Raw genomic sequence first — 21,357 nt, 5'->3', positions numbered from 1 at the left:
CAGCCTCCGTAGGTCAACAGGTCAGCCCAGGGCGGCGAGCGCCTTCAGGAACACGTCCCAGAACCGCTCGGTGTCCAGATGCGTCGCCACCAGGGCATTGGGGGCTCTCCCCGTCACACCGTAGAGGTCGATGACGGTCGCGCCGCGGGTGAACTCGCCACGCAATTCGATCGAGACGGGGGCCTCTACGCAGTCCACCAGGCTCGGGTCGAGCACCCGGGCGATGGCCACGGGGTCGTGCAGCGGCGCGTCGGGCAGATCCCAGATCTGGTCGTAGGTACGGGAACGGAAGGCGAGGAGGGCCGCGGAGACCTCGCTGATGTGGGTGCCGACATCGAGGATGCGGTCCAGCACCTCTCGGGTGACGGGGGCCTGGTGGGTCACGTTGAGGCCGCAGTAGGTGAGGGGGACGCCGGTGGCGAGTACTTCGTGGGCGGCCTCGGGGTCGACCAGGATGTTGTACTCGGAGTAGGGCAGGGTGTTGCCGCGGTGGGTGGCCCCTCCCATGCAGACGATCTCCTTGATCTTCGCCTTGTCCTCCGGGTGGAGGGCGAGGAGTCCGGCGATATTCGTCTGCGGTCCGGTGACCACCAGGGTGACCGGTTCGGGGCTGTCGGCCAGGATGCCGTGGATCAGGTCCACGGCGTGCGCGGAGTGCAGCGGCACCTCCGGTTCGGGGAAGTCCCAGCCGTCCAGGCCGGTTTCGCCGTGCACATCGTCGCCGATCAGCAGCATGCCGGTGAGCGGCTTGGGATATCCGGCGGCGACGGGGACGTCGAAGGCCTTGGCGAGGGCGCACATCCGCCGTGCGTTGAGCGCGGTCTTGGCCACGGTCTGGTTGCCCGCGCTGGTGGTGACGGCCTTCAGCTCCACGCGGGGGTCGCCGACGGCGAGCAGGATGGCCATCGCGTCGTCGTGGCCGGGGTCGCAGTCCAGGATGATCGGGGTGGGCATGCGGGGCTCCCTGGTGGGTGGGTCGGGGAACGTGCGGCGGGTCGACGGGTCGACGGGGCAGGGCGCCGGCCGGGGTGCCGGCGCCCGGTCCGTCAAGTGGGACCGGCGAGGGCCCGGTAGAAGGCCAGATGGTGCCGGCCCGCGGTGGCGAAGCCGTCCCGGAGGTGCTGGGCGAGGGCGCGGTCCGCGGTGGTCGGTGCGACGGCGGGCCGGTCCACCGCTTCGCGGAGCGCCTCGGTCAGGGCCCGGACATCGCCCGCGGGGACGAGGGTGGCGGCCGAGTAATCGCCCAGCAGCAGCGGCAGGTTGCCCGAGTCGCTGGCGATGATGCGGCGGCCGCAGATGACGGCCTGGGCGACGGACAGCGAGAACGGCTCGCCGTGGGCGCCACGGTCGATGGTCGGGTGGATGACGAGGTCGCTGGCGCGGATCGCGGCCCAGCTCTGCTCGGGCCGGTAGTGGGTGAAGTGCACCCGCCCCTTCTCCTGCCAGACCGCGGCCCGTTCCAGCAGGGCGTCGGGGATGCCGGGCGGCCAGATGAGGTGCTGGGTCCCCGCGTGCACGAAGTGCAGATCGGCGCCTTCGTCCAGCAGCGTCAGGGACGCCTCCAGGCTCAGGTGGGAGCCCTTCCACCGGGTCATCCGGCTGGGTTGCAGCACGGTGGTGCCGCCCGCTCCGCCGGGGAGCCGGAAGGGGGCTTCGATCAGCGGCAGCGCCAGGGGGAGGGTGGTGACCTCGGACGCGGGCAGTCTGCGCCGGACCTCGCCGGCCACGAACTCGGAGTGCACGACGAGCGGGCCGGGGAGCGCGGCGAGGAACTCCCACCGCTCCGGCCGTTCGTCGATGTTGTGCAGATCGAAGACGAAGCGGCCGGGCCAGCGGCGGTCCCGCAGCCGCGCCACGAGGGCGGTCACGACGTCGGGCTTGTGCCACTGCGGGTTGTGCCAGTGCACGAGGTCCGCGCTCAGGCACCGCTCGGCGAGCGCGGCGACACCGGCCGGGTCGGAGGGGACCTCGATGTCGAGGGCCGGGTCGTAGTCGCAGTCCGGTGACCGCGGGGTGCCGACGACGGCCCGGACCTCGCACGGCAGGGCGCCGAGCTGGCCGACAACCGCCCGCAGATGGGTCTCTACGCCGCCGGTGACCGGTAGTCCGGTCCAGTGGACATGGAGGATACGCACCGCTGGTCAGCCCTCCTCGGTCATCGGGACGTCCTCGGCCAGCCGGAACCCCATCGCGTACAGCGAGCGCGGGTAGGGGCCGTGCCGGCGCTGGCACCGGGCGAGGTCCCGGAACCGGTTGAAGGCCCCGCCCCGGGCGATGCGGTAGGCACCGAGCCGCAGATACAGGTCGTCCCGCACCACTTCCCCTCCCGGGTAGGGCTCGTAGGTGCTGCTGGTGTACTCCTCGACGTTGCCGGCCAGGTCCAGGGCCCCGCACCACGACCGGCCGCCGGGGAAGGCCCCGACCGGGCTGCTCATCAGCAGGCCCGTCTCCAGTGTGTTGGCCGCGGCGGCGTCCCAGGTGTCCCCCCAGGGGTGCCGCAGCCCGTCCGGCCCGCCCGCGGCGTACTCCCATTCCTGCTCGGTGGGCAGCCGGAAGCGGCGGCCGGTCCGCCGGCTCAGCCAGTCCACGTACCAGTCGGCGGCCTCCGCGGTGACCGTGTAGACGGGGTGGTTGGCGGCGGCGGGGTCGTAGCGTCCGTAGTTCCAGTTGCTCGGCAGCTCCGCGTGGCCGGTGTCCTTGAGGAAGACCGCGAACTCCTCGTTGGTGACCGGGTACTTGGCGAGGTGGAAGGCGGCGATCTGCACCGTGTGCCGTGGGCACTCCTTCGCCACCCAGGACCGCTGCACGCCGAACCGGGCGGAGTCGGCGTGCAGGGCGTCGACGGCGCTCTCGGGTGTGCCGATGAGCGCCCGGCCCGCGGGGACGGGCAGCATGTCCGGGGCGTCCCAGCGGGTCCGCGGATCGCCCGTGAGAGCCAGTGCGGTGCCCGCGGCCAGGCGCCGTTCGAGGGTGAGGGACGGATCCTCGACCAGGGCGGCGAGTTGCTCGGCCGGGCGGCCGGCCAGCCGCGGGAAGTCCGCCAGGCGCTCGGCCCTCGGTTCCACATAGCCTTCGGGCAGCCCCATCGCCGCTCGGTCGGTCAGGGCGTTGATATCGGCGTCGACCAGGTTCCTGTGCACGATGTGGGACATGTCGCTCCTACTTCTCGCGGACGGGATCCGGCTCCAGTACGGTGCGTACGTCCTCGCCGACCCGGCGCACGCCGAGGACACGGAAGCCCGGGGCCCCGGCGCAGGACGGGACGTCGAGGCCGCGGACCGCGGGGGCGCCGTCCTGGCCGAGCAGTCGGGGGGCGCTGTACCAGATCACCCGGTCCACCAGCCCCTCGCCGAGCAGGGCACCGGCCAGCGTGGCCCCGCCCTCGACGAGTAGCGACCGGATGCCCCGCTCGTACAGCGTGTGCAGGGCCTCGGTGAGATAGCGCGGGCCGGGGCCGATGGTGACCGGTTCGGCCGACCCGAGTGCGTGGTCCGCCGCGGGGCGGGTGGTGAGGATCCAGGTGGGGGCCGCGCCGTCGGAGGCGAGCCGGGAGCGGGCCGGGGTGCGCAGCCGGCGGTCGAAGACCACCCGGACCGGCTGCCGGGCACCCGGGCGGCCGGCGGCGGTACGTGCGGTGAGGGCGGGGTCGTCGGTCAGGACGGTGCTGCTGCCGACGGCGATCGCGTCGACCCGGGCCCGCAGCCGGTGGGTGTCGCGGCGGGCGCGCGGGCCCGTGATCCAGCGGCTGGAGCCGTCGCGTGCGGCGATCCGCCCGTCGAGGGTGGTGGCGAGTTTGAGGGTGACATGCGGCCGCCGGGTGACCACGGCGGTCAGCCAGGCGTGGTTGGCCTCCGCGGCCTGCTCCGCGAGGAGCCCGGAGCGCACCTCGACTCCGGAGCGGCGCAGTGCCGTGGCGCCCTCGCCGGAGAGGGTGGGGTCGGCTACGGCGTAGATCACCCGGCGGATTCCGGCCTGGAGCAGTGCCTGGGTACAGGGACCGGTACGGCCCTGCCGGCTGCACGGTTCGAGGGTGACCAGGGCGGTTCCGCCCTCGGCGCGGGAGCCCGCGGCCCGCAGTGCGTGGACCTCTGCGTGCGGGCCGCCGGCCTTCCGGTGCCACCCCTCCCCCGCCGTCCGGCCGTTGGGGTCGAGGATCACCGCCCCGACGACCGGGTTCGGTGCCACCGTGCCGAGCCCGCGCCGGGCCAGCGTCACGGCGCGGCGCATCGCGGCCCATTCGCCGTCGGAGAAGGCCCGGCCGGCCTCGGAACCGTCCGGGGTCACTGCGGCACCTGCCCAGGGAGAGCCGCCCGCAGCCCGGTGACCTGCTGTGCCGTGCCCAGCGCGTCGAGATGGCCCATCAGCCGGTCCTTGACTTCCAGATAGGCCTCGTTGAACGGGGTGCGGAAGCCGCCGAGCGGGACCCGGTCCTCGACCACCGTCCCCTGGGCGGCGAGCTGGGCGACCTTCTCCGGGTTGTTCGTCATCAGCCGTACCCGGGTGATGCCCAGGTGGCGCAGGCAGTCGGCGGCCATCCGGAAGTCCCGGCTCTCCGCGGGGAAGCCGAGGGCGAGGTTGGCGCTGATGGTGTCGTGCCCCACCGACTGGAGCGCATAAGCACGGATCTTGTTCGCCAGCCCGATGCCGCGCCCTTCCTGCCGGAGCATATAGACGAGCACCCCGTTGTACGACCGGACGATGGCGGCCAGCGCGGCGGAGAGCTGGGGCCCGCAGTCGCACTTCTCGGAGCCGAGGACATCGCCGGTGAAGCAGGCACTGTGGATGCGCACGATCGGCGGGGCGGCGGATTCGCTGCGTGGTGCGAGGGTCCGCAGGGTGACCACTTCTTCCGTCTCCCGGCCGTCCGCGCCGACCTGCCCGAAGACGGTCAGTTGCATCAGGGTGGCGCCGACCGGGACCGGGGCGCTCGCGAGGCGGACCACCACCGCCTCATCGGATGTCGTCATCGGGCGGCCCCTACCGGTTCCGGGCGCACGGCACGGCGGCGGCCGCCTCGATGCCGTAGACCCGGCCGTCGTAGGAGGAGGCCAGGAACCGGCCCGGTGAGCCGGCCGGGGCCAGTGCCGAGATCCCGGCGGTCGTGGGCCGTTCGTCGCACACCCAGGTGCCGGCCGCGGGGTCGTGGACGGCGACCCGTCCGTGGTAGCCGCCCGTCGCGATCAGTCCGGTGTGCGGGTCGACCGCGACACACTTGATGCTGTTGCGGTGCGGGGTCGTCACCACGGCCTGTTCCTCACCGGCGGCGGTCCAGATCCGAAGCGTCAGATCACGGCCCACGCTGACGAAGCGGCCGTCCGGCAGGGCGTCCGCGGCGTTGGCTATACGGGCGTGCGCCGTTTCGTTCGCGGCCAGCAGCTTCAGGTCCGGCAGGGCGTGCCACCTCGCGGCGCCGGTGGCGCACACACTGAAGAGCACCTCGCCCTGGACGGCGATCCCCTTGACGGCGTTGTCCTGGATGCGCTGCACATCGACCAGCTTCAGTCCGCTGCCGTCCGCATCCCGCAGGACCAGGGCCTCACCGGTGTAGGTGCCGACGATCAGCGTCTCGCCGTCCGAAGTGGTGTGGACAGCGGCGCAGTTGAGCGGGGAGCGGTGCTGGTACAGCAGGGCGCCGGTGGTCGCGTCGTAGAGGGCGCCGAGCTGGCCGCCGCTGACGACGGTGCCCGCGATGGCGGTGACGAAGTTGCAGCAGCTGCCGAGTTCGGCCACCACCTCGTCGTCCCGCCGGACCGTGCCGCTGTCGCCCACCGTGAACCGGCCCGTGGGGGTGCTCGCGACCGCGTTCAGTCCCGGTGTGGGCTCGACGGCGGCCAGGTCCCAGGTCCCGCCGTCCCGGTCGAAGACCGCGTAACTCGATCCGAAGGTGCCGAAGACCCAGCGGGAGGCGCTCAACTTGGCGCAGGAGCGCAGCCAGACGTCGGCCGGCACCTCGCTCGTCAGCAGATGGACCGGGTCCCCGCCCTGGTCCAGGCGCCACAGCCGTACGGTGCGGTCGTAGCTGGAGCTGAGCAGGATGCCGCCCTCGGCGTCGTACGCGAGCCGCTTGATGCCGGCGTCGTGCACCCGGTGGCGCCGGGTCCCGGACGGGTCGATCAGGATCAGCTCGCCCTCGTCGTTGCCGAGCGCGAAGCTGTCCACACCCAGCACCGCGACGGTGTCCGTTTCGACGTCCCCGAGGTCGATGGTGCGCAACAGGGTGCCGTCGGCGCTGTCCCAGCGGCGGACCGTTCCGTCATCGCTGGTGGTCACCAACTCGGTCCCGTTCCGCACCCATTCGACGGACAGCACATCCGCCTCATGCCCTTCCAACCGGTGGATCAGCCGGCCGTCCAGGTCGTAGATGCGGGCGAAGTGGTCGCGGGAGGCCGTCGCCACCCGGGTTTCGTCGGGGGAGATCACGGTCATCTCCACGTCGTCCTTCTGGTCCGTGAGCACCGTGATGAGACGCAGATCGGGCACGGACCATAAGCGGGCGGAATAGTCGCTGCTCGACGTCACCACGATCCGGCCGGACGCGGAGAACCGGCACTGGTTGGCGAGGTGGTCGTGGCGCGCCTCGGTGATGGCGGTGTGGGTCACCGCATTCCAGAGAATTACCCGGTTGTCATAGCCGGCGGTCACCACCAGATCCCCATGTGCGTCGATTCCACTGATCGGCGAAGTGTGCTTGATCATGCATTCTCCTCGTCGTTACGTATCCGACCCCGCAATGAGGCATGCCGGTGCGCCCGTGCGGTGATAGGGCACCACAGCGGATGGTGGGCGATAACGCCGAATGACCAGCCGGCGAGATTCACGCCAACGAAAAAGAAATCAGAATCGACCAGCGAATAAATGAGGCCCATTCCGGGCCGAAGCAGGACACTAGTTTTTGTCACATGCCACGTCAACGGCGATTGGCCAACTGTCTTGATTTCACTGGCTTGTGCCGACGAAAAGCAGCCCCTGAATCGCGCCAAGATCCAATATCCGGGTCAGCCGCCCGCACCGCCCTCGCCTGTACGATCCCGTACCGACTCGCCCGCACCACGTGGTGCGCCCCTGCCGAAATCCGCTCACCCGCGCCGTACAATCCCGGACGACACACCTCGCACCCACTCCGGAATCCGGCCAATATGGCGGGCCATATTGCTGAACTGCCCGCCGCGTTCTTCCATGAAGAGGAATCGATCTAGGGGGCACAGTGAACGACCTGGACGGCGCACTGAAGTACCTCAGCAACTCGGGCCCCGAGTTCGGCCCCGGGGTGAGCAATCACGGCCCCATGGCGGCGGAGGCCCTGGGACAGCTCGGGCACACCGCGGCGATCGGGGCCTGGGTGAGTTCGTACCGGAAGGTGCTCTACGAGGACACCTACGGACGATTCCAAGAGATCACCCACGACAACTGGCGCCCCGCCCTGGGCAATATGCGGCTCCTAGGGGACTGGACCGAATTCTTCCGGCGGGAACTGGACGGCGCCGCCTGGACCGATGTGCTCGCCCGCTGGTGGCCCCGCCTGCTGCCGGGCTTCGCCGCGGGCGGCGGCCATGGCGTCATCCGCACCGGACACGCGGTACGGATGCTCAAGGAATCCACCGGCCCCTGGCGCATCGAAGAGCTCGCCCGTGGGCTCGGCTACTGGGCCGCCCGCTACCAGGAGCTCCCCGAGGAACCGTCCACCCCGCGCAAACGCGATCTGGCGCAGGCATGGGAAGCGGTCCCCAAGCTGCGCAGCGACCAGGGCATGGGCATGATCTTCCGGATCCGGCTCGAAACGATCTGGCTCGAACCGGACTTCGCCCCCGCCGTGGATTCCCTGCGCCCCGACGACAACGCCGACCGCGCACTCAGCCGGCTCACCAGGGCCGCCGCCGGAAGCTACCTCACCGACGACCACAAAACCCCGATGGCCTTCGTCCACGCCCTCACCACCCCCGCCGCCGTACGCCTCGTACTGCCGAGCCTGCCCACCGAACTCCACTGGCCCAGCGTCACCGCCGCCGTCCGCTTCTCGGCCGCCATCCGCAGCGCCTACGGCACGGGCCAACGCGAGCACCACCCCGAGGAACCGGCCCAGGACTACCTCACCCTCGCCGAACGCGCCCTGGCAACCGAGGACCCACACGCCATCAAGTACGTGGAGGCCTGCCGCCGGGAGGACCGGCTCAGCCCCGACCCGTCGTACGCGATCGCCGCAACCGACTGGGTCCGACGCTGCGAGACCGGATCCTTCTGAAGGCGAGCGGGCGAGGGCAGCACCCCGCCTGAGCGGCCTGGTGGCAGGACGCGGTCCCCCATGGAGAATTCGGTGACAACTGACTCACCTGATCGGCGAATCCGCCTGGACATGGGACGCCGGCCGCGGCCAGTACTCTCCGCATTCCTTCCTTTCCACCATGCCGGACCTGAATTGGCGGAACCAGGCAGTCATGGACGCCATCGGCCCCGAATGAAACCCCGGCGGCCAACGAAGACGGATTTGGCCGCGCCTCACCAGGCGGGTGAGAATGCCACAACGCCAGCCCCCACTCACCGTCACTCACTCCCCCAACGGGAGGGGACGGGCCGGAGGGGCCTGGTGTGTGGACGTAAAGCGAAGCAGTCCACACACCAGGCCCCGGAGGCCCGTCACCGCACCCGACAACCACCCAGCCCGCCGCAGGCGCAACGGCGAGGTCCCAGACGACGGGACGGCCGAAAACGTGGGCCGAAAGCAAAGCGCAGCGCTTGGCGCAACGGCGAGAAACCCCCACGGCGGGAAAGACGAACACGCGGGGAGGAAAAATCCACCTCTCACACCACCTCTCACTCCAGCCCGATCTCCGCCCCGACCGACCGCTCCTGGGCGGCCGCGACGACCAGGGCCGCGGCCGCGGCGTCCTGCACCGCCACCCCGACGGATTTGTAGAGGGTGATCTGCTGGTCCGAGGAGCGGCCCGGCTTGTCGCCGGCGAGGAGTTCGCCCAGCTCGGCGTGCACATGCTCTTCGGTGATGACGCCGTCGCGGAGGGGGCGCAGCAGATCGTTGCTGCCCGCGGGAAAGGGGGCCAGTGCCGCCTGCCGCGACTCGACGCACACCAGCGCTTCGGCGACGGTGGCATCGTCGATCTCCCGGCCGTCCGGGTTGAAGCCCACCGAGGTCACATGCACTCCTGGTGTCAGCCAGGAACGGCGGATGACGGGCTCGACGGAGTGGGTGGTCGCGGCGGCGATATCGGCCCCGTCGAGCGCCTCGGCCCAGGTGGCCGCCGCCTCGACGGGGATCTGGAGTGCGGCGGAGAGTTCGTCGGCCAGCGCGGCCGCCTTCGTCCGGTCGCGGCCGGCCACCCGGATCTGCCGGATCGGGCGCACCCGGCACATCGCCTCGGCATGCGACCGGGCCTGTGCGCCGGTGCCCAGAACGGCCAGCACCGAGGCGTCCTCACGGGCCAGCAGGCGCGCCGAGAGCGCCGAACCGGCGGCGGTCCGGGCCGCGGTGATCGCCGTACCGTCCAGCAGCGCGGTGGGCTCTCCGGTGTGCGGATCGAAGGCGACGATCAGCGCCTGGTGGGTCGGCACACGAGTGCCACCGTTGTGCGGGAAGACGGAGACCAGCTTGCTCATGAGCACTCCGGCCGACGGAACATGGCCGGGCATGGCCGCCAGGAAGCCGTCCCGTTCCGGTACCGTCACGGCGACGCGGTCCGGGGCGGAAGCACGGCCCGCGCTGAGATCCGTCATCGCCGACGCCAGCGCGTCGATCAGCGCATCCATTTCGAGCAGCGCCTCGACCTGCGAACGCCCCAGTACCAGCATCCGGCTCCACCTCCTGATCAGAGCTGCCCGACCGACTCCGCCGGGCCGAGCAACCGACCGTAGTCCCTCCGCGCGTTCCCGTCTGCGCGCAGGCCGCCCCGGGCTGCTGACCCGGTTCCGCGCGTGGAACCGCTCTACGTCAGCCCCAGCGACCAACTCCCTCAGCGGGTGGCCCTCAGAAGGGCCGCGAGGGCCGGGACATCGACGGGCCGGGTGGTGTCCACGCGGTGGACCGTGCCCAGGCCGAGCGGTTCGGCTCCGATAGCCCACACGTCCCAGTCGCCGTCGTGCGTGCCGGAGCTTTCGCGGTGCACCGGGTGGCGGTTCGCCGCCCGGGCGGCGAAGCGGGCACGGGCCACCTCCAGCGGTACGTCGCACCACACCTCGGTCACCGCCGTCACCCCCGCCCGCCGCAGACCGGCCCGGACGACGGGACGCAGCGGCGCCGGCCAGAGGGACTCCAGGACGGCCGCGCCCCGGGCGTCGGCGAGAAGCGTCCACAGGCTCTCGCCCGCGGCGGCGCCCAGGATCCGGCTCCACTCACGAGGGGTGCACACGTGGGGGCGTACCGCTGCGAGGGTGTCGGCCAGGGTCTCCTTGACCGCGTCCTTGCTGAAGAGCGGGAGCGTCAGGGCGTCCGCCAGTGCCCGCGCAAGCGTCGTCTTTCCGGCTCCGGGCAGGCCGTTGACGAGAACGGTGACCATGACGCAAACCTAGCGGCCCACACCGCGCCGCACCGGTGAGTCACCACCCGCCACCTGCCACCCGCCACCCAAAGCAACCCGGCCGACGGCCACCACCACCGGCACAAGGGGCACTACAGCCGCAATCGCTGAGGCGCCCTGCGGGGACGGCCGTTCAGGCCGGGGACAGGGTGCAGGGGTGGCTCAGGAAGTTGCCGAGCCGGCCCTCGGTGTCGCCGTTCTTGTAGGCGTGGGCCTCTCCGGTCAGCGTGCCGTCGGCGAGCCGGAGGGCCAGTCCCAGCTCCGGGCTGCCGATCCGGGCGTCGGCGGTCGGTAGCTGCAGCGGGAAGGAGGCGCGCAGGTCCCAGGCCGCCGTGGCGGTCGCCGGGACGGTGGCGGGCACGCCGTCCAGCCGGAGGGCGACCTGACGGTCCGGCAGCACGCGGAGGGTGAGCGGCACGTCCCGTTCGGGTGCGCTGATCCGGCCCCTCCAGTCGCCCTCCGGCAGCGTCATCGGGCGTGCCGGATCGGCGATCAGGGGCGTGATCGACTCGGGGGTGCAGTCCGGGGCCAGTTCATCCAGCACGCACCGGAGGATCGCGTCACGGGCCGCCTTGTGGGTGGAGTTGGTGAGCACCGCGACGGAGAGCTGCCGCTCGGGGATCGCGACGGCCATCGCGGCCACGCCGGGCCCGCCACCGCCGTGGCTCTGCACCAGCGGTCCGTCACCTGAGGACAGGCACCAGCCGAGCCCGTACCCCAGATGCTCGTTGACCGGCAGTGCGTGCCGTACGGCCGCCGCGGTCTCCGGCTTCAGCAGCCGGTCGTAGGACTGGGCGAAGAGCGCCAGCTCACCGGCCGGGGCCCAGCCGAGGGTGGCGCCCGGGTGGCTGCAACCGTAGTCGGGGTAGGCACGGCCGTCGGGCGTGTACCGCTGCGCCGACGGTGCCGGGCCCGGGTACAGCCGCGCGAGGTCGCAGGCGGTGAGCCCGAGCGGCGCGAAGACCCGTTCGCGGACGCAGGCGCCCAGTTCCTGGCCGGTGGCCTGTTCCAGCAGCCGGCCGAGGAGGCGGTAGCCGAGGTTGGCGTAGCCGAAGCCGGTGCCCGGCGCGCGGTAGGGCACGGCGTAGCGGTCCGGGTCGGGCATCCGCTCGCCGTCGCCGTAGTCCCAGTCGTAGTACGCGCCCAATCCGCCCCGGTGCTGGAGCAGTTGGCGTGCGGTGGGAGCCGGATGGCCGTCGGCGCCCGGGAGCGGCACGGGGGCGTCCAGGTCCAGGAGTCCTTCGTCGGCCGCGTGGCAGACGGCGGTCGCTGTCATCGGTTTGGTGATGGACGCCAGCCCGTACACCGTGTCCGGCGTGGCCGGGCGGCCGGTGGCGAGATCGGCCGTCCCGTAGGCGGCGGCGTGCACCACCTCGCCGCGGTCGGCCACCGCGACGGAGACCGACGGACACCCGTGCTCCGCCAGCGCCCCGGTACAGAACTCGCTCAGCCCGTCCAGCATGTCGCCCCTCCCCGTTGCAACTCCTCCACATCAGTTCACGGTTGTTCACGGGAGTCAAGAGACCTGGTCGCAGGGTGTCTTGACCACGCGCCCTGGCTGCTCCAGGCCGTTCGGGGGCGTGCCGGGTGCGGTCCCTGGCCGTGGCCGCGCCGGGCCGAAATGTGATCGATTCGGGGAGAAATGTGTTCGTTGAGGACGGAGGTGCATTGTGGGCGCGGGATCGGGCACGCGAGGACAGCAGGCGTCCGGGTAAGGAGGCTGCCGAAGCAGCCGGCCGACCCGGTGACGCCGTGCCGCACTGACCATCAACCGCGCCCCGCCGCGGAGAACGGAGGTTACTCATGGACTGGCGTCACGACGCGGTGTGCCGCGAAGCGGACCCGGAACTGTTCTTTCCGGTCGGCAACACCGGTCCCGCGCTGCTCCAGATCGAGGAGGCCAAGGCCGTCTGCCGGCGCTGCCCGGTGATGGGGCAGTGCCTTCAGTGGGCGATGGAATCCCGGCAGGACACGGGCGTCTGGGGCGGTATGAGCGAGGACGAGCGGCGCGCCATGCGGCGCCGGGCCGCTCGGCACCGGGCTCGGCTTGCCTCCGCCTAGGGAGGCCGTGGGGGCACTCGTTCCTACGGGCGCCACTCCGGTACGGCGTCCCCGTACGTGCCAGGGGGCGGTGGCGGCACGAGGTCCGCTGCCGCCCCTTGGTCACGGCACCGGCAAGGAGCAGGCGAGCCGCCGTCGGGCGTCCGCTCAGCACTCCGCCCGCTGGGTGACGGGGGCCCCGGTGAGGTCCCCCGGGAACTCGTACCACCGGCGCTGGAGACAGACATAGCGCGCATCGGCCTCGACGAGCCGGAGGAAGGCGGTGACGGTCTCCTCCAGGCGCGTTTGCAGTGCGGGATCGGCCAGCTGCCCGTCCTCGGTGAAGCCCTGGTGGGCCGAGGCCAGGCTGAACATGTCCGGGTAGACGCGGGTGCCGAGATGTTCCAGCGGAACCCGTAGCGCCCACAGTCCCCGGTTGCCGCCGACCAGGGACGGGGAGGCGGAGACGAGCAGCGCGTGCTTGGTCTTGAAGGGCTGCGGACGGACCCGGGAGACCCAGTCGATCGCGTTCTTCACCACTCCCGGCACGGAGGCGTTGTACTCGGGTGAGGAGAGCACGAAGGCGTCGCACCGCTCCAGCCGGTCGCGGAGCGCCAGTGCGCCGTCCGGCAGCCCCTGCGTCTCCTCCACATCGCCGTCGTACAGCGGCATGGCGAACTCCCGCATCCTGGCGAGATCCACCGTGGCGCCGGCCGCGGTCATCATCCCGGCCACGAGGGAGGCCAGGCGGGCGTTGCTCGATCCGGTGCGCATCGAGGCGCCGAGCACGAGTACGCGCAGCGGGCCGGGGTGTGCGTCCGTGGGCATGGTGACGTCCTTCCGTCGCCGGGGGGGGCGGTCTCCCCTACAGCAGGTGCTCGATCCTGATCGGCAGTTCCCGTGCCCGGTATCCGGTGGCGTGGAAGACGGCGTTGGCGATGGCCGCCGCGGCGCCGACCATGCCGACTTCGCCGAGGCCCTTGACGCCGAGCGGGTTGACGACGCTGTCCGGCACTTCCACAAACTCGACGGCGACGTCGGGGGCGTCGGCGTTGACCGGCACCAGGTACTCACCGAGGCTCGCGTTCGCCCAGCGGCCGTCGCGGGGGTCGACCATGCTGCCTTCGAGCAGCGCCTGGCCGAGGCCCCAGAGCATGCCGCCGACGACCTGGCTGTGGGCCGTCTTGGCGTTGAGGACCCGGCCGGGGGCGAAGGCACCGACCATGCGGCGCACCCGGACCGTACCGAGGTCCGGGTCGACGGCGACCTCGGCGAACTGCGCGCCGAAGGTGGCCAGCCCGTACGGGAGATCCTGCGGTGGCGGGCTCCAGCTGCCGAGTGCCTCCAGGTCGGTCATGAAGTGACGCTCCATCAGGGCACGGTAGTTCTCGCCGGTGTCGGGCCGGTCCCGGAGCTGCATCCGGCCCTCGCGGACGACGACGGTGGCGGGGTCCGCCTGGTGCAGCGGGGAGTTGGGGTCGGCGATCGCCTGCTCGATCATCTGGTCGCGGAGCGTGGTGGCGGCCGTGTACACCGCGGCGCTGATCATTCCGGCGCCGGCCGAGCCGACCGCGGCCGCGACGTTGGGCAGGTCGGTGTCGCCGTACTCGAACCGGACGTTCCGCAGCGCGATGCCCAGACCGTCGGCGGCGACCTGGGTCATGACGGTGCCCGCTCCGGTGCCGAACTCCTGGGTGCCGGCCTGCACCACCGCGGTGCCGTCGGCGTAGAGGCGGGCCCGGGCCCGCTGCGGCTGCATGGGGAAGAGCACGGGGTAGCCGGCGGTGGCCATGCCTTTGCCGATGAGCCGGTTGCCGTCCCGTTCGGAGCGGGGTTCGGGGTTGCGCGACTGCCAGTCGAAGCGGGCCGCGCCGCGCCGGTAGCACTCCTGCGCACCGTCGCTCGACCAGGGGTGGCCGGTGTGCGGGTCGGCCTCGGCGTGGTTGCGCAGCCGTAGCTGCACCGGGTCGACGCCGATGCGGTGGGCGAGTTCGTCCATCACGCATTCCATGGCGTACATGCCCGTGGTCTCGCCGGGTCCGCGGGTGAAGGTGGGGGTCATGGTGTTGCTGCGGATCAGCCGGTAGACGCCCTCGTAGTGGGGGCAGGCGTAGGCCTGTCCTGCCATGCCGAGCGAGGGTTCGGCCCATTCGTCGAAGGGCGAGGTCAGCGAGAGTTTGTGGTGGCGCAGGGCGGTGAGCCGGCCGTCGTCGGTCGCCCCGAGTTCGATGCGCTGTTCCTGCTCCTCGCGGTGGCCGCAGGAGGTGAACATCTGCTCCCGGGTGAGCGCCAGTTTGACGGGCCGGCCCACCTCCCGCGCGGCCAGCGCGGCCAGGGTGACATGCGGCCAGATCATGGCCTTGCAGCCGAATCCGCCGCCGACGAACGACGCCCGGACCCGCACCTTGGACGACGGGATGCCCAGCAGTGCGGCCACGGTGTTCTGGGTCGCCACGATGCCCTGGGTGGCGTCGTAGAGGGTGAGCCGGTCGCCGTCCCAGACGGCTGTGGTGGCCGATGGCTCGATGGGGTTGTGGTGGTTGGCCGCGAAATGGAAGGTGGCATCGAGGCGTTGGGTCGCGGCCTTGAATCCGGCCTCGACATCGCCGCGCACCGTGCGTGCGGGAACGAACCCGGCGAAGATCGCCTCGGGTTCATAGGCCTGGTCCCGGCCCTCGTCCAGGGTGGTGACGGACGGACGCCGGTCGTAGTCGACATGGAGCTGCCGGGCCGCGAAGTGGGCGCGTTCGAGCGAGTCCGCGATCACCACGGCGACGGGCTGGCCGAAGTAGTGGACGACATCGTCCTGAAGCGGGAAGAAGCTCTCGCCCGGGGCGGCATGTCCGGCCAGGGACGGCAGCAGATGGGGGTGCCCGGCGATCTTCGGCAGGTTCTGGTGGGTCAGCACGGCGAGCACACCGTCGGCGCGCTCCGCGGCGTCCGTGCGGATGCCGGTGATCCGCCCGCTGGCCGTACGGGCGCCGACCAGGGCGGCGTACGCGGTGTTGGGCAGCGTGATCTCCGCCGAGTAGCGGCCGTGGCCGGTGACTTTGGCGGGGCCGTCGACGCGATCGACGGGCCGGCCGATGGCTTCGAGGGTGGCGCCGGTGGTCATGCCGTCCCGCCTCCGGTCGTGGCAACGGTGCGCAGGGCGCGGACGAGGGTCCGCCGGGCGAGTTCCGCTTTGAACGCGTTCATCGGCCGGGTGGTGGCGGGGGCCAGTTCGGCGGTCGCGGCACGGGTGAACGCGGCGTCGTCGGCGCGCTCGCCCATGAGGACGTCCTCGGCCCGGCGGGCGCGCCACGGCTTGGTGGCCACCCCGCCGAGGGCGAGCCGGACCTCGCGGACCACTCCGTCCTCCAGGGCCAGCGCGGCCGCTGTGGAGGCGAGGGCGAACTCGTAGGACTCGCGGTCCCGCACCTTCAGATACAGCGATCGGCGTGCCATGGGGAGCGCGGGCACCTCGATCGCGGTGATGAGTTCGCCGGGCGTGAGCGGGTGTTCGCGCTCGGGCGTATCCCCGGGGAGCAGGAAGAAGTCGTCGACGGGGATGCTGCGGGCGCCGTCCATGCCTTCCACGTGCACCACGGCGTCCAGGGCGACAAGGGCGACGGCCAGGTCGGAGGGGTGGGTGGCGATGCAGTGCTCGCTGGTGCCGAGGATCGCATGACCGCGGTGGACGCCCTCCAGCGCGGAACAGCCGCTCCCCGGAACGCGTTTGTTGCAGGCCGATTCGGGGTCGCGGTAGTAGGCGCACCGCACCCGCTGCATCAGGTTCCCGCCCATGGAGGCCATCTGCCGCAACTGGGCGGAGGCCCCGAGCAGCAGTGCCTGGGACAGCATCGGGAAGCGCTCCACGACCGCTGGATGCTCGGCGACCTCGCTCATCCGGGCCAGCGCCCCGATGAGCAGTCCCCCGTCGGCACGCTCCTCGACACCGGTCAGCGGCAGCCGGTTGATGTCCACCAGGCGGTGCGGCCGCAGCACATCCAGCCGCAGCAGATCGACTTCCGTGGTGCCGCCCGCGAGAAAGGAACTGCCGGGGTCACTCGTCACCGCCTCGACGGCGCTGTGCACGTCCGTCGCGCGGGTGTAGCTGATGGCACGCACATCACTGTCCTGTCTTCCGGTCCCGCACCTCGCGGATGGCGGAGCGGATGAGGGGATAGGCCGCACAGCGGCAGATGTTGCCGCTCATCCACTCGGCGATCTCCCCGTCGGTCCCGGCATGTCCTTCGTTCAGCAGCGCGACGGCCGACATGATCTGTCCCGGCGTGCAGTAGCCGCACTGGAAGGCATCGTGTTCGAGGAAGGCGCGTTGCATCGGGTGCAGCTCATCGCCCTCGGCGAGGCCCTCGATGGTGGTCACCTCCCGGCCTTCGCAGCTGATGGCCAGGGTCAGACAGGACAGCACCCGGCGCCCGTCGACCCAGACCGTGCACGCCCCACAGGTTCCCTGGTCACAGCCCTTCTTGGAGCCGGTGAGGGCCATCTGCTCGCGCAGCGCGTCCAGCAGGCTCACCCGTGGTTCCAGATGTACGACCCGGGAGACGCCGTTGACGTCGAGGGCCACCTTCACGCTGCCCGGCCCGCGCGTCTCCAGAAGGGCAGGCTGGGTGACGGGTATCGGCGCGCCTTTGTCTGCCATGACACTCACCTCGGAGTCGATGCCGTGAGTCCATGCCGTATGTCGAGCGTCCGTCCGGTCGTCCGGGCTCGCAACCGGACGACCGGAGGGTTCCAGGAGGTGTTCCGGGCGGCGGGCGTCCGTGCACGCGCCGGGCCCGCTGCGGGATGCCGCGTCCGCTGCGGGATAATGCGGAGCATGCGGATCTCAGCCAGAGCGGACTATGCCGTGCGTGCCGCGCTGCAACTCACTGACGCGCGGGACGCGGGGCCGCTCAAGGCGGAGGCCATCGCCCAGGCCCAGGACATTCCGCACAAGTTCCTCGAAGGCATCCTGAACGATATGCGCCGGGGCGGGCTGGTGCAGAGCCGTCGTGGCGGCAACGGCGGCTACCGGCTGGCCAGGCCCGCGGAGGCGATCAGCATCGCGGATGTCATCCGGGTCGTGGACGGACCGCTGGTGTCGGTCCGCGGCGTCCGCCCGCCGGAACTGTCCTACACCGGTCCCGCCCGGTCCCTGCTGCCGCTGTGGATCGCCCTGCGGGCGAACGTCCGCGAGATCCTCGACGGCGTGACCCTGGCCGATGTCGCCTCCGCCGAGCTGCCGGCGCAGGTCGCGGAGCTGACCGAGAACCCCGAGTCCTGGACGAATCCCTGAGTGGTGTCGGTCGGCGCGAGGCGCGTCCGGGGCGCGGTACGACCGGAGCGCCCTCCCGGGTCATGGGTCATGTCCCGGATAGCAAGACGCACTTGTCCACCCCTTGAACGCCCCTTGATCCGTCCCCGGCCCGGAAGCGATCCTCTTCCCTACCAATCCAGTGGGAAAACTAGGGAAGCCAGGAGGTGGGCGTGCGCGCACCGATGCGTTCCGTCCCGTCGGCCGGTGGCCTGATCAGCCCGCCCGCACCGGACGCGACCGACCGGACGGGACAGGTCACCATGCCGGAGAAGTCCCCCGCCCGCCCCGCTTCCCCGCAGGTCACGTCCTGTGCCGACGACGAGATCTGGCTGCGTGTCACCCGGGAGGTCGCCGATGACCTCGCGGTCGACGCCCTGGTCCGCGACCGGGCCGGCAAGCCCCCGTTCGACGAGCTCGCCCGGCTGCGCGAGGCCGGTCTGCCGGCGCTGCTGACGCCCCCCGGCCCCGCCGGGCGGGGCACCGGCTGGCGCACCGCCTGCGCGGTCATCCGGGAGATCGCGGCGGCGGACGGTTCCATCGGCGAACTGCTGGGCCGGCACTATGTGTTGGCGTGGAGCGCACGGTTCTTCGGCACACCGGAACGGGCCGACGAGCTCGAACTCCGGGCGAGCGCGGAGCAGTGGCTCTGGGGCGGCGGCATCGACCTCCCGGACACCGAGCCGGAGACCGGGCACGGGCTCACCCTCACCCCGGCCGGGGGCGGTTACCTCCTCCACGGATGCCGGTCGTTCGCCGCGGGCGTGACCGTCGCCGACCGGCTGATGCTCGGCGCGGTGCGCACCGATACGGACGAGTCCCTCGTGGTCTGCGTCGATCCGGCCCACCCCGGCGTGGCGGCCGTCCCCGAGCACGACCGCCTCGGCCAGCGGCTCACCGCGGCCGGCCGGATCAGCTTCGACGGCGTCCCGGTCGCCGCGGACCAGGTACTCGGCGCCGTCCCGCGCGATGAGCACGCCCTCGCGCCGTTCGCCACGCTCGCCCCGCTGGCGCTCCGGCTCGCCCTCGTCCATGTCGGTCTGGGCATCGCCGAAGGAGCGCTGGCGGAGGCACGGGACATCACCAGAGCCGGAGCGCGCGAGCGGCCGGACGACGGGCGGGACGAGGGCGGGTACGCGGAGCGGCCGGGCGCGGACCCCTATCTCCTGCTCGCGTACGGGGAGTTGGTGACCGACACCCATACCGCCGCGACCGTGGTCGAGTCGGCGTCGGAGGCTCTGGCGCGGGGGCTCCTCGCGGGCCCGGAGCTCGGGGTCGACCAGCGGGCCGAGATCGCGGTGCTGGTCGCCGCCGCCGAGGCCGTCACCAGCCGCGCCGCGATGCGTCTGACCACCCGCGTCATGGAACTCACCCAGGGCGCCACCTCCGCTGCCGACCCTCTGGGTTTCGACAGGTTCTGGCGCAACGCCCGCGTCTTGACAGCGCGGGCCTCCCCCACCACCCGGCTCCGCGACATCGGTGACCACTATCTGAACGGGACGCATCCGCCGCTGACCCTGCACGACTGACCGGGGCGCGCCGCGCGGAGGGAATCGCCGGTGCCGTCGGCGCAGCTTCGGACGGATCGGCGCCGGGGGCTGCTACATCTCGGATGTTCATCCCGAAGCGGGGAAGCCCGTCGGTCCTGTGAGGTGGCGCCTTGTCAGAAAGCCGCAGCGTACCCCTACAGCGGCTCGACAGACGAGCGGAACAGCTCCAGCGCATGCTGTTCGGCGGGGTGTACGGATCGGTGCTGGCCAGCGCGCTGGCCGCCGCGCTGGGTAACGAGGGCACCCCGGCGGACCCCGGCCACGACACGCTGTGGGTGGCGGTGACGGCCGTGGCGTCGGCGGCTGCACACGGCTATGCGCACTCCATCTCGCACCGGACGAGCGGCGACAGAAAGGTCACCGCGAGCGCGCTGCGTTCCATCGTGACCGAATGGCCGCTGGTGGCCGCGATGGTGCCCACCATCGCCGCGCTGCTCGGCTCCTACTGGGGCTGGTGGGGCGAGGAGGGCGCGATCGATGTCGCCCTGACCGTCAATACGGTGGCACTGTTCGGCTGGGGGATCTGGGCGGCCCGGGTGGCGGGCCGGCGCTGGGCGGCATCCCTTCGGGTGGGTGGGGTGGATGTGCTGATCGGGCTGCTCATCGTGCTCGCGAACGTGTTGATCCATTAGCCGGAAGCGGCGGGGATACGGGGTGTGCCGTCCGCCGCTCCGGTCTCAGGGCTCCACGGCGAGCCAGGTGGCGATGGCCTGGGCGATGGGCTGGTCGGTCTCCAACTGGATGAAGCCGAACTGGCCGCCCTGGTTGCATTCGAGGAACCACCAGGCGCCGTCCGGGTCTTCGGCGAAATCAAAAGCACCGTAGGCAAGTTGCGCAGCACTCATATAGGAATTCACGGCCTGCTGGACGGCGTCGGGCACCTCGACGGGCTCCCAGGTGCCCTGGTGGGTGAAGCGGCTGTCGACCTCCTCCGGATCGGCTTTCTTACGGGCGGCGAAGAGATGCTCACCGACACACGTCAGCCGGATGTCCGCCTCCTTGGGGATGTGCTGCTGGAGCAGGGTCGGCCCGGCTGCCACCCCGGAGAAGTCGGTGTCCGGGCTGATCCGGGTGGTGGGCAGCACCATCGGAGGGTCTCCGGGGTGCTTTCCGCTCACCGATTTCACCACCAGGTCCCGGTGGGCGGCGGCGAACTGCCGGGCCATCGCCGGGAACGTGGTGAGCAGCGTGGCGGGCACGAGGAAGCCGCTGCGGTGGGCGAGCCGGAGCTGCCAGGGCTTGTAGCGCGCCTGCGCGGCCGCGACGGGATGGTTCATCCAGCGCGCCTGGGTGCTGGTCAGCATGCCGTAGAGCGCCTGTTCGGCCTCGGCCGCGATCCAGGCGGACTGTTCCGCGGTGCGGGCCCCGGGGGTACCGGGCCGGCGCACCCATACCGAACGCAGGCTGCCCAGGCTCACCATGCGTTCGCCGGATTTGAGATATCCGTGGAAGTCGTTCTCGGCGTACTCCGCCGACAGGGAGACCCTGCCGGGCAGGTCGGCGGGGTCGAGGCGGACGAGCGGGACACCGAGGTCCTGCAACGTCGCCACCACGATGTCCGCCGTCAAATCTTCCTCGCAGGTCAGGACCAGGACGGTCATGGCTCAGTCGTCGAAGTGGGTCTTGGAACCGGCGGTGGAGGCGGTGGTGCCGGTCGCCAGCAGTACCGCCCGGCTGCAGGTGGCCGGGCGTCCGTCCGGGAGGACGTTGAGTTGCCGCGTGGCGTCGTAGCTGTACGGCGTACTGGTCGATGACTTCGCCGCCGGACGGGCGTAGCTCAACGCAAACGGTCGCATTCCATCTCCTCAAAGACCGGTTTCCGAGCCCCTGGCGCGGGGCAGGGGTGGAAAGCCCCTACTTATGACTCTGCACGGAAGACGCGACAATCTGGTCAGTTAGTTGCCTCATTTGCTCGTTTCCAGCGTTCTACTTGACTGAAAAG

At 71.5% G+C, this 21,357-nt stretch carries 21 protein-coding genes; 6 read left to right on the top strand and 15 right to left on the bottom strand.

Translation table 11 applies throughout. From position 1 onward, the window contains the following. Positions 1–21 precede the first annotated feature (21 nt). The 6 genes from QT196_RS37780 to QT196_RS37755 all read right to left on the bottom strand — a co-directional run bounded on the left by QT196_RS37780 (position 22) and on the right by QT196_RS37755 (position 6,696). Complete coding sequence (locus tag QT196_RS37780; protein WP_085926018.1) at positions 22–954, bottom strand: nucleoside hydrolase; 933 nt, start codon at positions 952–954, stop codon at positions 22–24. A gap of 92 nt (positions 955–1,046) precedes the next feature. After that, complete coding sequence (locus tag QT196_RS37775; protein WP_290356547.1) at positions 1,047–2,135, bottom strand: glycosyltransferase; 1,089 nt, start codon at positions 2,133–2,135, stop codon at positions 1,047–1,049. A gap of 6 nt (positions 2,136–2,141) precedes the next feature. Beyond that, the gene (locus tag QT196_RS37770; RefSeq protein WP_290356546.1) at positions 2,142–3,152 is read right to left on the bottom strand and encodes an SUMF1/EgtB/PvdO family nonheme iron enzyme; all 1,011 of its coding nucleotides are present in this window, start codon (positions 3,150–3,152) and stop codon (positions 2,142–2,144) included. Between the two features lie 7 nt (positions 3,153–3,159). Further along, complete coding sequence (gene ribD / locus QT196_RS37765; protein WP_290356545.1) at positions 3,160–4,284, bottom strand: bifunctional diaminohydroxyphosphoribosylaminopyrimidine deaminase/5-amino-6-(5-phosphoribosylamino)uracil reductase RibD; 1,125 nt, start codon at positions 4,282–4,284, stop codon at positions 3,160–3,162. Further along, positions 4,281–4,967, bottom strand: coding sequence for a GTP cyclohydrolase II RibA (gene ribA / locus QT196_RS37760; RefSeq protein WP_248001527.1), 687 nt, complete (start codon positions 4,965–4,967; stop codon positions 4,281–4,283). Before ribA ends, ribD begins: the two co-directional genes overlap by 4 nt. A gap of 10 nt (positions 4,968–4,977) precedes the next feature. Continuing rightward, positions 4,978–6,696, bottom strand: coding sequence for a WD40 repeat domain-containing protein (locus tag QT196_RS37755; protein ID WP_168483168.1), 1,719 nt, complete (start codon positions 6,694–6,696; stop codon positions 4,978–4,980). A 508-nt stretch (positions 6,697–7,204) separates the two neighbouring features. Here QT196_RS37755 and QT196_RS37750 point away from each other — a divergent pair. Further along, positions 7,205–8,239: a questin oxidase family protein gene (locus tag QT196_RS37750; protein WP_168483167.1), complete on the top strand. Its 1,035-nt coding sequence runs from the start codon at positions 7,205–7,207 to the stop codon at positions 8,237–8,239. Between the two features lie 79 nt (positions 8,240–8,318). Continuing rightward, positions 8,319–8,456 carry an alpha-amylase family glycosyl hydrolase gene (locus tag QT196_RS39505; RefSeq protein ID WP_356948508.1) on the top strand — a complete coding sequence of 46 codons (138 nt, stop codon included), beginning with the start codon at positions 8,319–8,321 and terminating at the stop codon, positions 8,454–8,456. 352 nt (positions 8,457–8,808) lie between these two features. Here the strand turns inward: QT196_RS39505 and QT196_RS37745 are convergent, their stop codons facing one another. From QT196_RS37745 to QT196_RS37735, 3 genes are all read right to left on the bottom strand, one after another. Beyond that, positions 8,809–9,798 (bottom strand): ornithine cyclodeaminase family protein, encoded by a 990-nt coding sequence (locus QT196_RS37745; RefSeq protein ID WP_266737001.1) that lies wholly within the window; start codon positions 9,796–9,798, stop codon positions 8,809–8,811. A gap of 161 nt (positions 9,799–9,959) precedes the next feature. Next, positions 9,960–10,502, bottom strand: a complete 543-nt coding sequence (locus tag QT196_RS37740) for an AAA family ATPase (protein WP_266736999.1) — start codon at positions 10,500–10,502, stop codon at positions 9,960–9,962. Between the two features lie 154 nt (positions 10,503–10,656). Further along, positions 10,657–11,985, bottom strand: coding sequence for a serine hydrolase domain-containing protein (locus QT196_RS37735; RefSeq protein ID WP_290356543.1), 1,329 nt, complete (start codon positions 11,983–11,985; stop codon positions 10,657–10,659). Between the two features lie 341 nt (positions 11,986–12,326). Here QT196_RS37735 and QT196_RS37730 point away from each other — a divergent pair, with 341 nt between their 5' ends. Further along, complete coding sequence (locus tag QT196_RS37730; protein WP_168483161.1) at positions 12,327–12,584, top strand: WhiB family transcriptional regulator; 258 nt, start codon at positions 12,327–12,329, stop codon at positions 12,582–12,584. Positions 12,585–12,731: 147 nt separating this feature from the next. Here the strand turns inward: QT196_RS37730 and QT196_RS37725 are convergent, their stop codons facing one another. Genes QT196_RS37725 through QT196_RS37710 form a run of 4 tightly spaced genes read right to left on the bottom strand, consistent with a single transcriptional unit; the run spans position 12,732 to position 17,211 of the window. Further along, entirely contained in the window at positions 12,732–13,391 is a 660-nt protein-coding gene (locus tag QT196_RS37725) for an NAD(P)H-dependent oxidoreductase (protein ID WP_168483159.1), read from the bottom strand. A gap of 37 nt (positions 13,392–13,428) precedes the next feature. After that, a complete protein-coding gene (locus QT196_RS37720) occupies positions 13,429–15,678 on the bottom strand; it encodes a xanthine dehydrogenase family protein molybdopterin-binding subunit (protein ID WP_266736996.1) in 2,250 nt (749 codons plus the stop codon). Continuing rightward, on the bottom strand, positions 15,675–16,673 hold the full coding sequence (locus tag QT196_RS37715; protein WP_168483155.1) for a xanthine dehydrogenase family protein subunit M: 999 nt from the start codon (positions 16,671–16,673) through the stop codon (positions 15,675–15,677). Before QT196_RS37715 ends, QT196_RS37720 begins: the two co-directional genes overlap by 4 nt. Position 16,674: 1 nt before the next feature. After that, positions 16,675–17,211: a (2Fe-2S)-binding protein gene (locus QT196_RS37710; RefSeq protein WP_168483153.1), complete on the bottom strand. Its 537-nt coding sequence runs from the start codon at positions 17,209–17,211 to the stop codon at positions 16,675–16,677. A gap of 177 nt (positions 17,212–17,388) precedes the next feature. Between QT196_RS37710 and QT196_RS37705 the strand changes: the two genes are divergently transcribed. The 3 genes from QT196_RS37705 (at position 17,389) to QT196_RS37695 (ending at position 20,047) form a co-directional block, all read left to right on the top strand. After that, a complete protein-coding gene (locus tag QT196_RS37705; RefSeq protein WP_290356541.1) occupies positions 17,389–17,847 on the top strand; it encodes an Rrf2 family transcriptional regulator in 459 nt (152 codons plus the stop codon). Positions 17,848–18,038: 191 nt separating this feature from the next. Beyond that, complete coding sequence (locus tag QT196_RS37700) at positions 18,039–19,394, top strand: acyl-CoA dehydrogenase family protein (protein ID WP_290356540.1); 1,356 nt, start codon at positions 18,039–18,041, stop codon at positions 19,392–19,394. Between the two features lie 131 nt (positions 19,395–19,525). Further along, complete coding sequence (locus tag QT196_RS37695; RefSeq protein ID WP_248001525.1) at positions 19,526–20,047, top strand: hypothetical protein; 522 nt, start codon at positions 19,526–19,528, stop codon at positions 20,045–20,047. Between the two features lie 45 nt (positions 20,048–20,092). Here QT196_RS37695 and tgmB read toward each other — a convergent pair whose 3' ends face one another. Next, on the bottom strand, positions 20,093–21,016 hold the full coding sequence (gene tgmB, locus QT196_RS37690) for an ATP-grasp ribosomal peptide maturase (protein WP_168483150.1): 924 nt from the start codon (positions 21,014–21,016) through the stop codon (positions 20,093–20,095). Between the two features lie 3 nt (positions 21,017–21,019). Beyond that, positions 21,020–21,211, bottom strand: a complete 192-nt coding sequence (tgmA, locus tag QT196_RS37685) for a putative ATP-grasp-modified RiPP (RefSeq protein ID WP_026169961.1) — start codon at positions 21,209–21,211, stop codon at positions 21,020–21,022. Positions 21,212–21,357 lie beyond the last annotated feature (146 nt).

Origin of the sequence: Streptomyces sp. P9-2B-2, assembly GCF_030406865.1 — a bacterium.
In the GTDB taxonomy this organism is placed as follows: domain Bacteria; phylum Actinomycetota; class Actinomycetes; order Streptomycetales; family Streptomycetaceae; genus Streptomyces; species Streptomyces platensis.
This window is presented reverse-complemented; position numbering and strand designations above follow the sequence as displayed.

What these genes read in the sequence shown, in the direction of transcription:
- QT196_RS37780 (WP_085926018.1), bottom strand. Translation starts at nt 954, where the DNA reads ATGCCCACCCCGATCATCCTGGACTGCGACCCCGGCCACGACGACGCG.
- QT196_RS37770 (WP_290356546.1), bottom strand. Translation starts at nt 3,152, where the DNA reads ATGTCCCACATCGTGCACAGGAACCTGGTCGACGCCGATATCAACGCC.
- ribA (WP_248001527.1), bottom strand. Translation starts at nt 4,967, where the DNA reads ATGACGACATCCGATGAGGCGGTGGTGGTCCGCCTCGCGAGCGCCCCG.
- QT196_RS37755 (WP_168483168.1), bottom strand. Translation starts at nt 6,696, where the DNA reads ATGATCAAGCACACTTCGCCGATCAGTGGAATCGACGCACATGGGGAT.
- QT196_RS37745 (WP_266737001.1), bottom strand. Translation starts at nt 9,798, where the DNA reads ATGCTGGTACTGGGGCGTTCGCAGGTCGAGGCGCTGCTCGAAATGGAT.
- QT196_RS37740 (WP_266736999.1), bottom strand. Translation starts at nt 10,502, where the DNA reads ATGGTCACCGTTCTCGTCAACGGCCTGCCCGGAGCCGGAAAGACGACG.
- QT196_RS37735 (WP_290356543.1), bottom strand. Translation starts at nt 11,985, where the DNA reads ATGCTGGACGGGCTGAGCGAGTTCTGTACCGGGGCGCTGGCGGAGCAC.
- QT196_RS37730 (WP_168483161.1), top strand. Translation starts at nt 12,327, where the DNA reads ATGGACTGGCGTCACGACGCGGTGTGCCGCGAAGCGGACCCGGAACTG.
- QT196_RS37725 (WP_168483159.1), bottom strand. Translation starts at nt 13,391, where the DNA reads ATGCCCACGGACGCACACCCCGGCCCGCTGCGCGTACTCGTGCTCGGC.
- QT196_RS37720 (WP_266736996.1), bottom strand. Translation starts at nt 15,678, where the DNA reads ATGACCACCGGCGCCACCCTCGAAGCCATCGGCCGGCCCGTCGATCGC.
- QT196_RS37710 (WP_168483153.1), bottom strand. Translation starts at nt 17,211, where the DNA reads ATGGCAGACAAAGGCGCGCCGATACCCGTCACCCAGCCTGCCCTTCTG.
- QT196_RS37705 (WP_290356541.1), top strand. Translation starts at nt 17,389, where the DNA reads ATGCGGATCTCAGCCAGAGCGGACTATGCCGTGCGTGCCGCGCTGCAA.
- tgmB (WP_168483150.1), bottom strand. Translation starts at nt 21,016, where the DNA reads ATGACCGTCCTGGTCCTGACCTGCGAGGAAGATTTGACGGCGGACATC.
- tgmA (WP_026169961.1), bottom strand. Translation starts at nt 21,211, where the DNA reads ATGCGACCGTTTGCGTTGAGCTACGCCCGTCCGGCGGCGAAGTCATCG.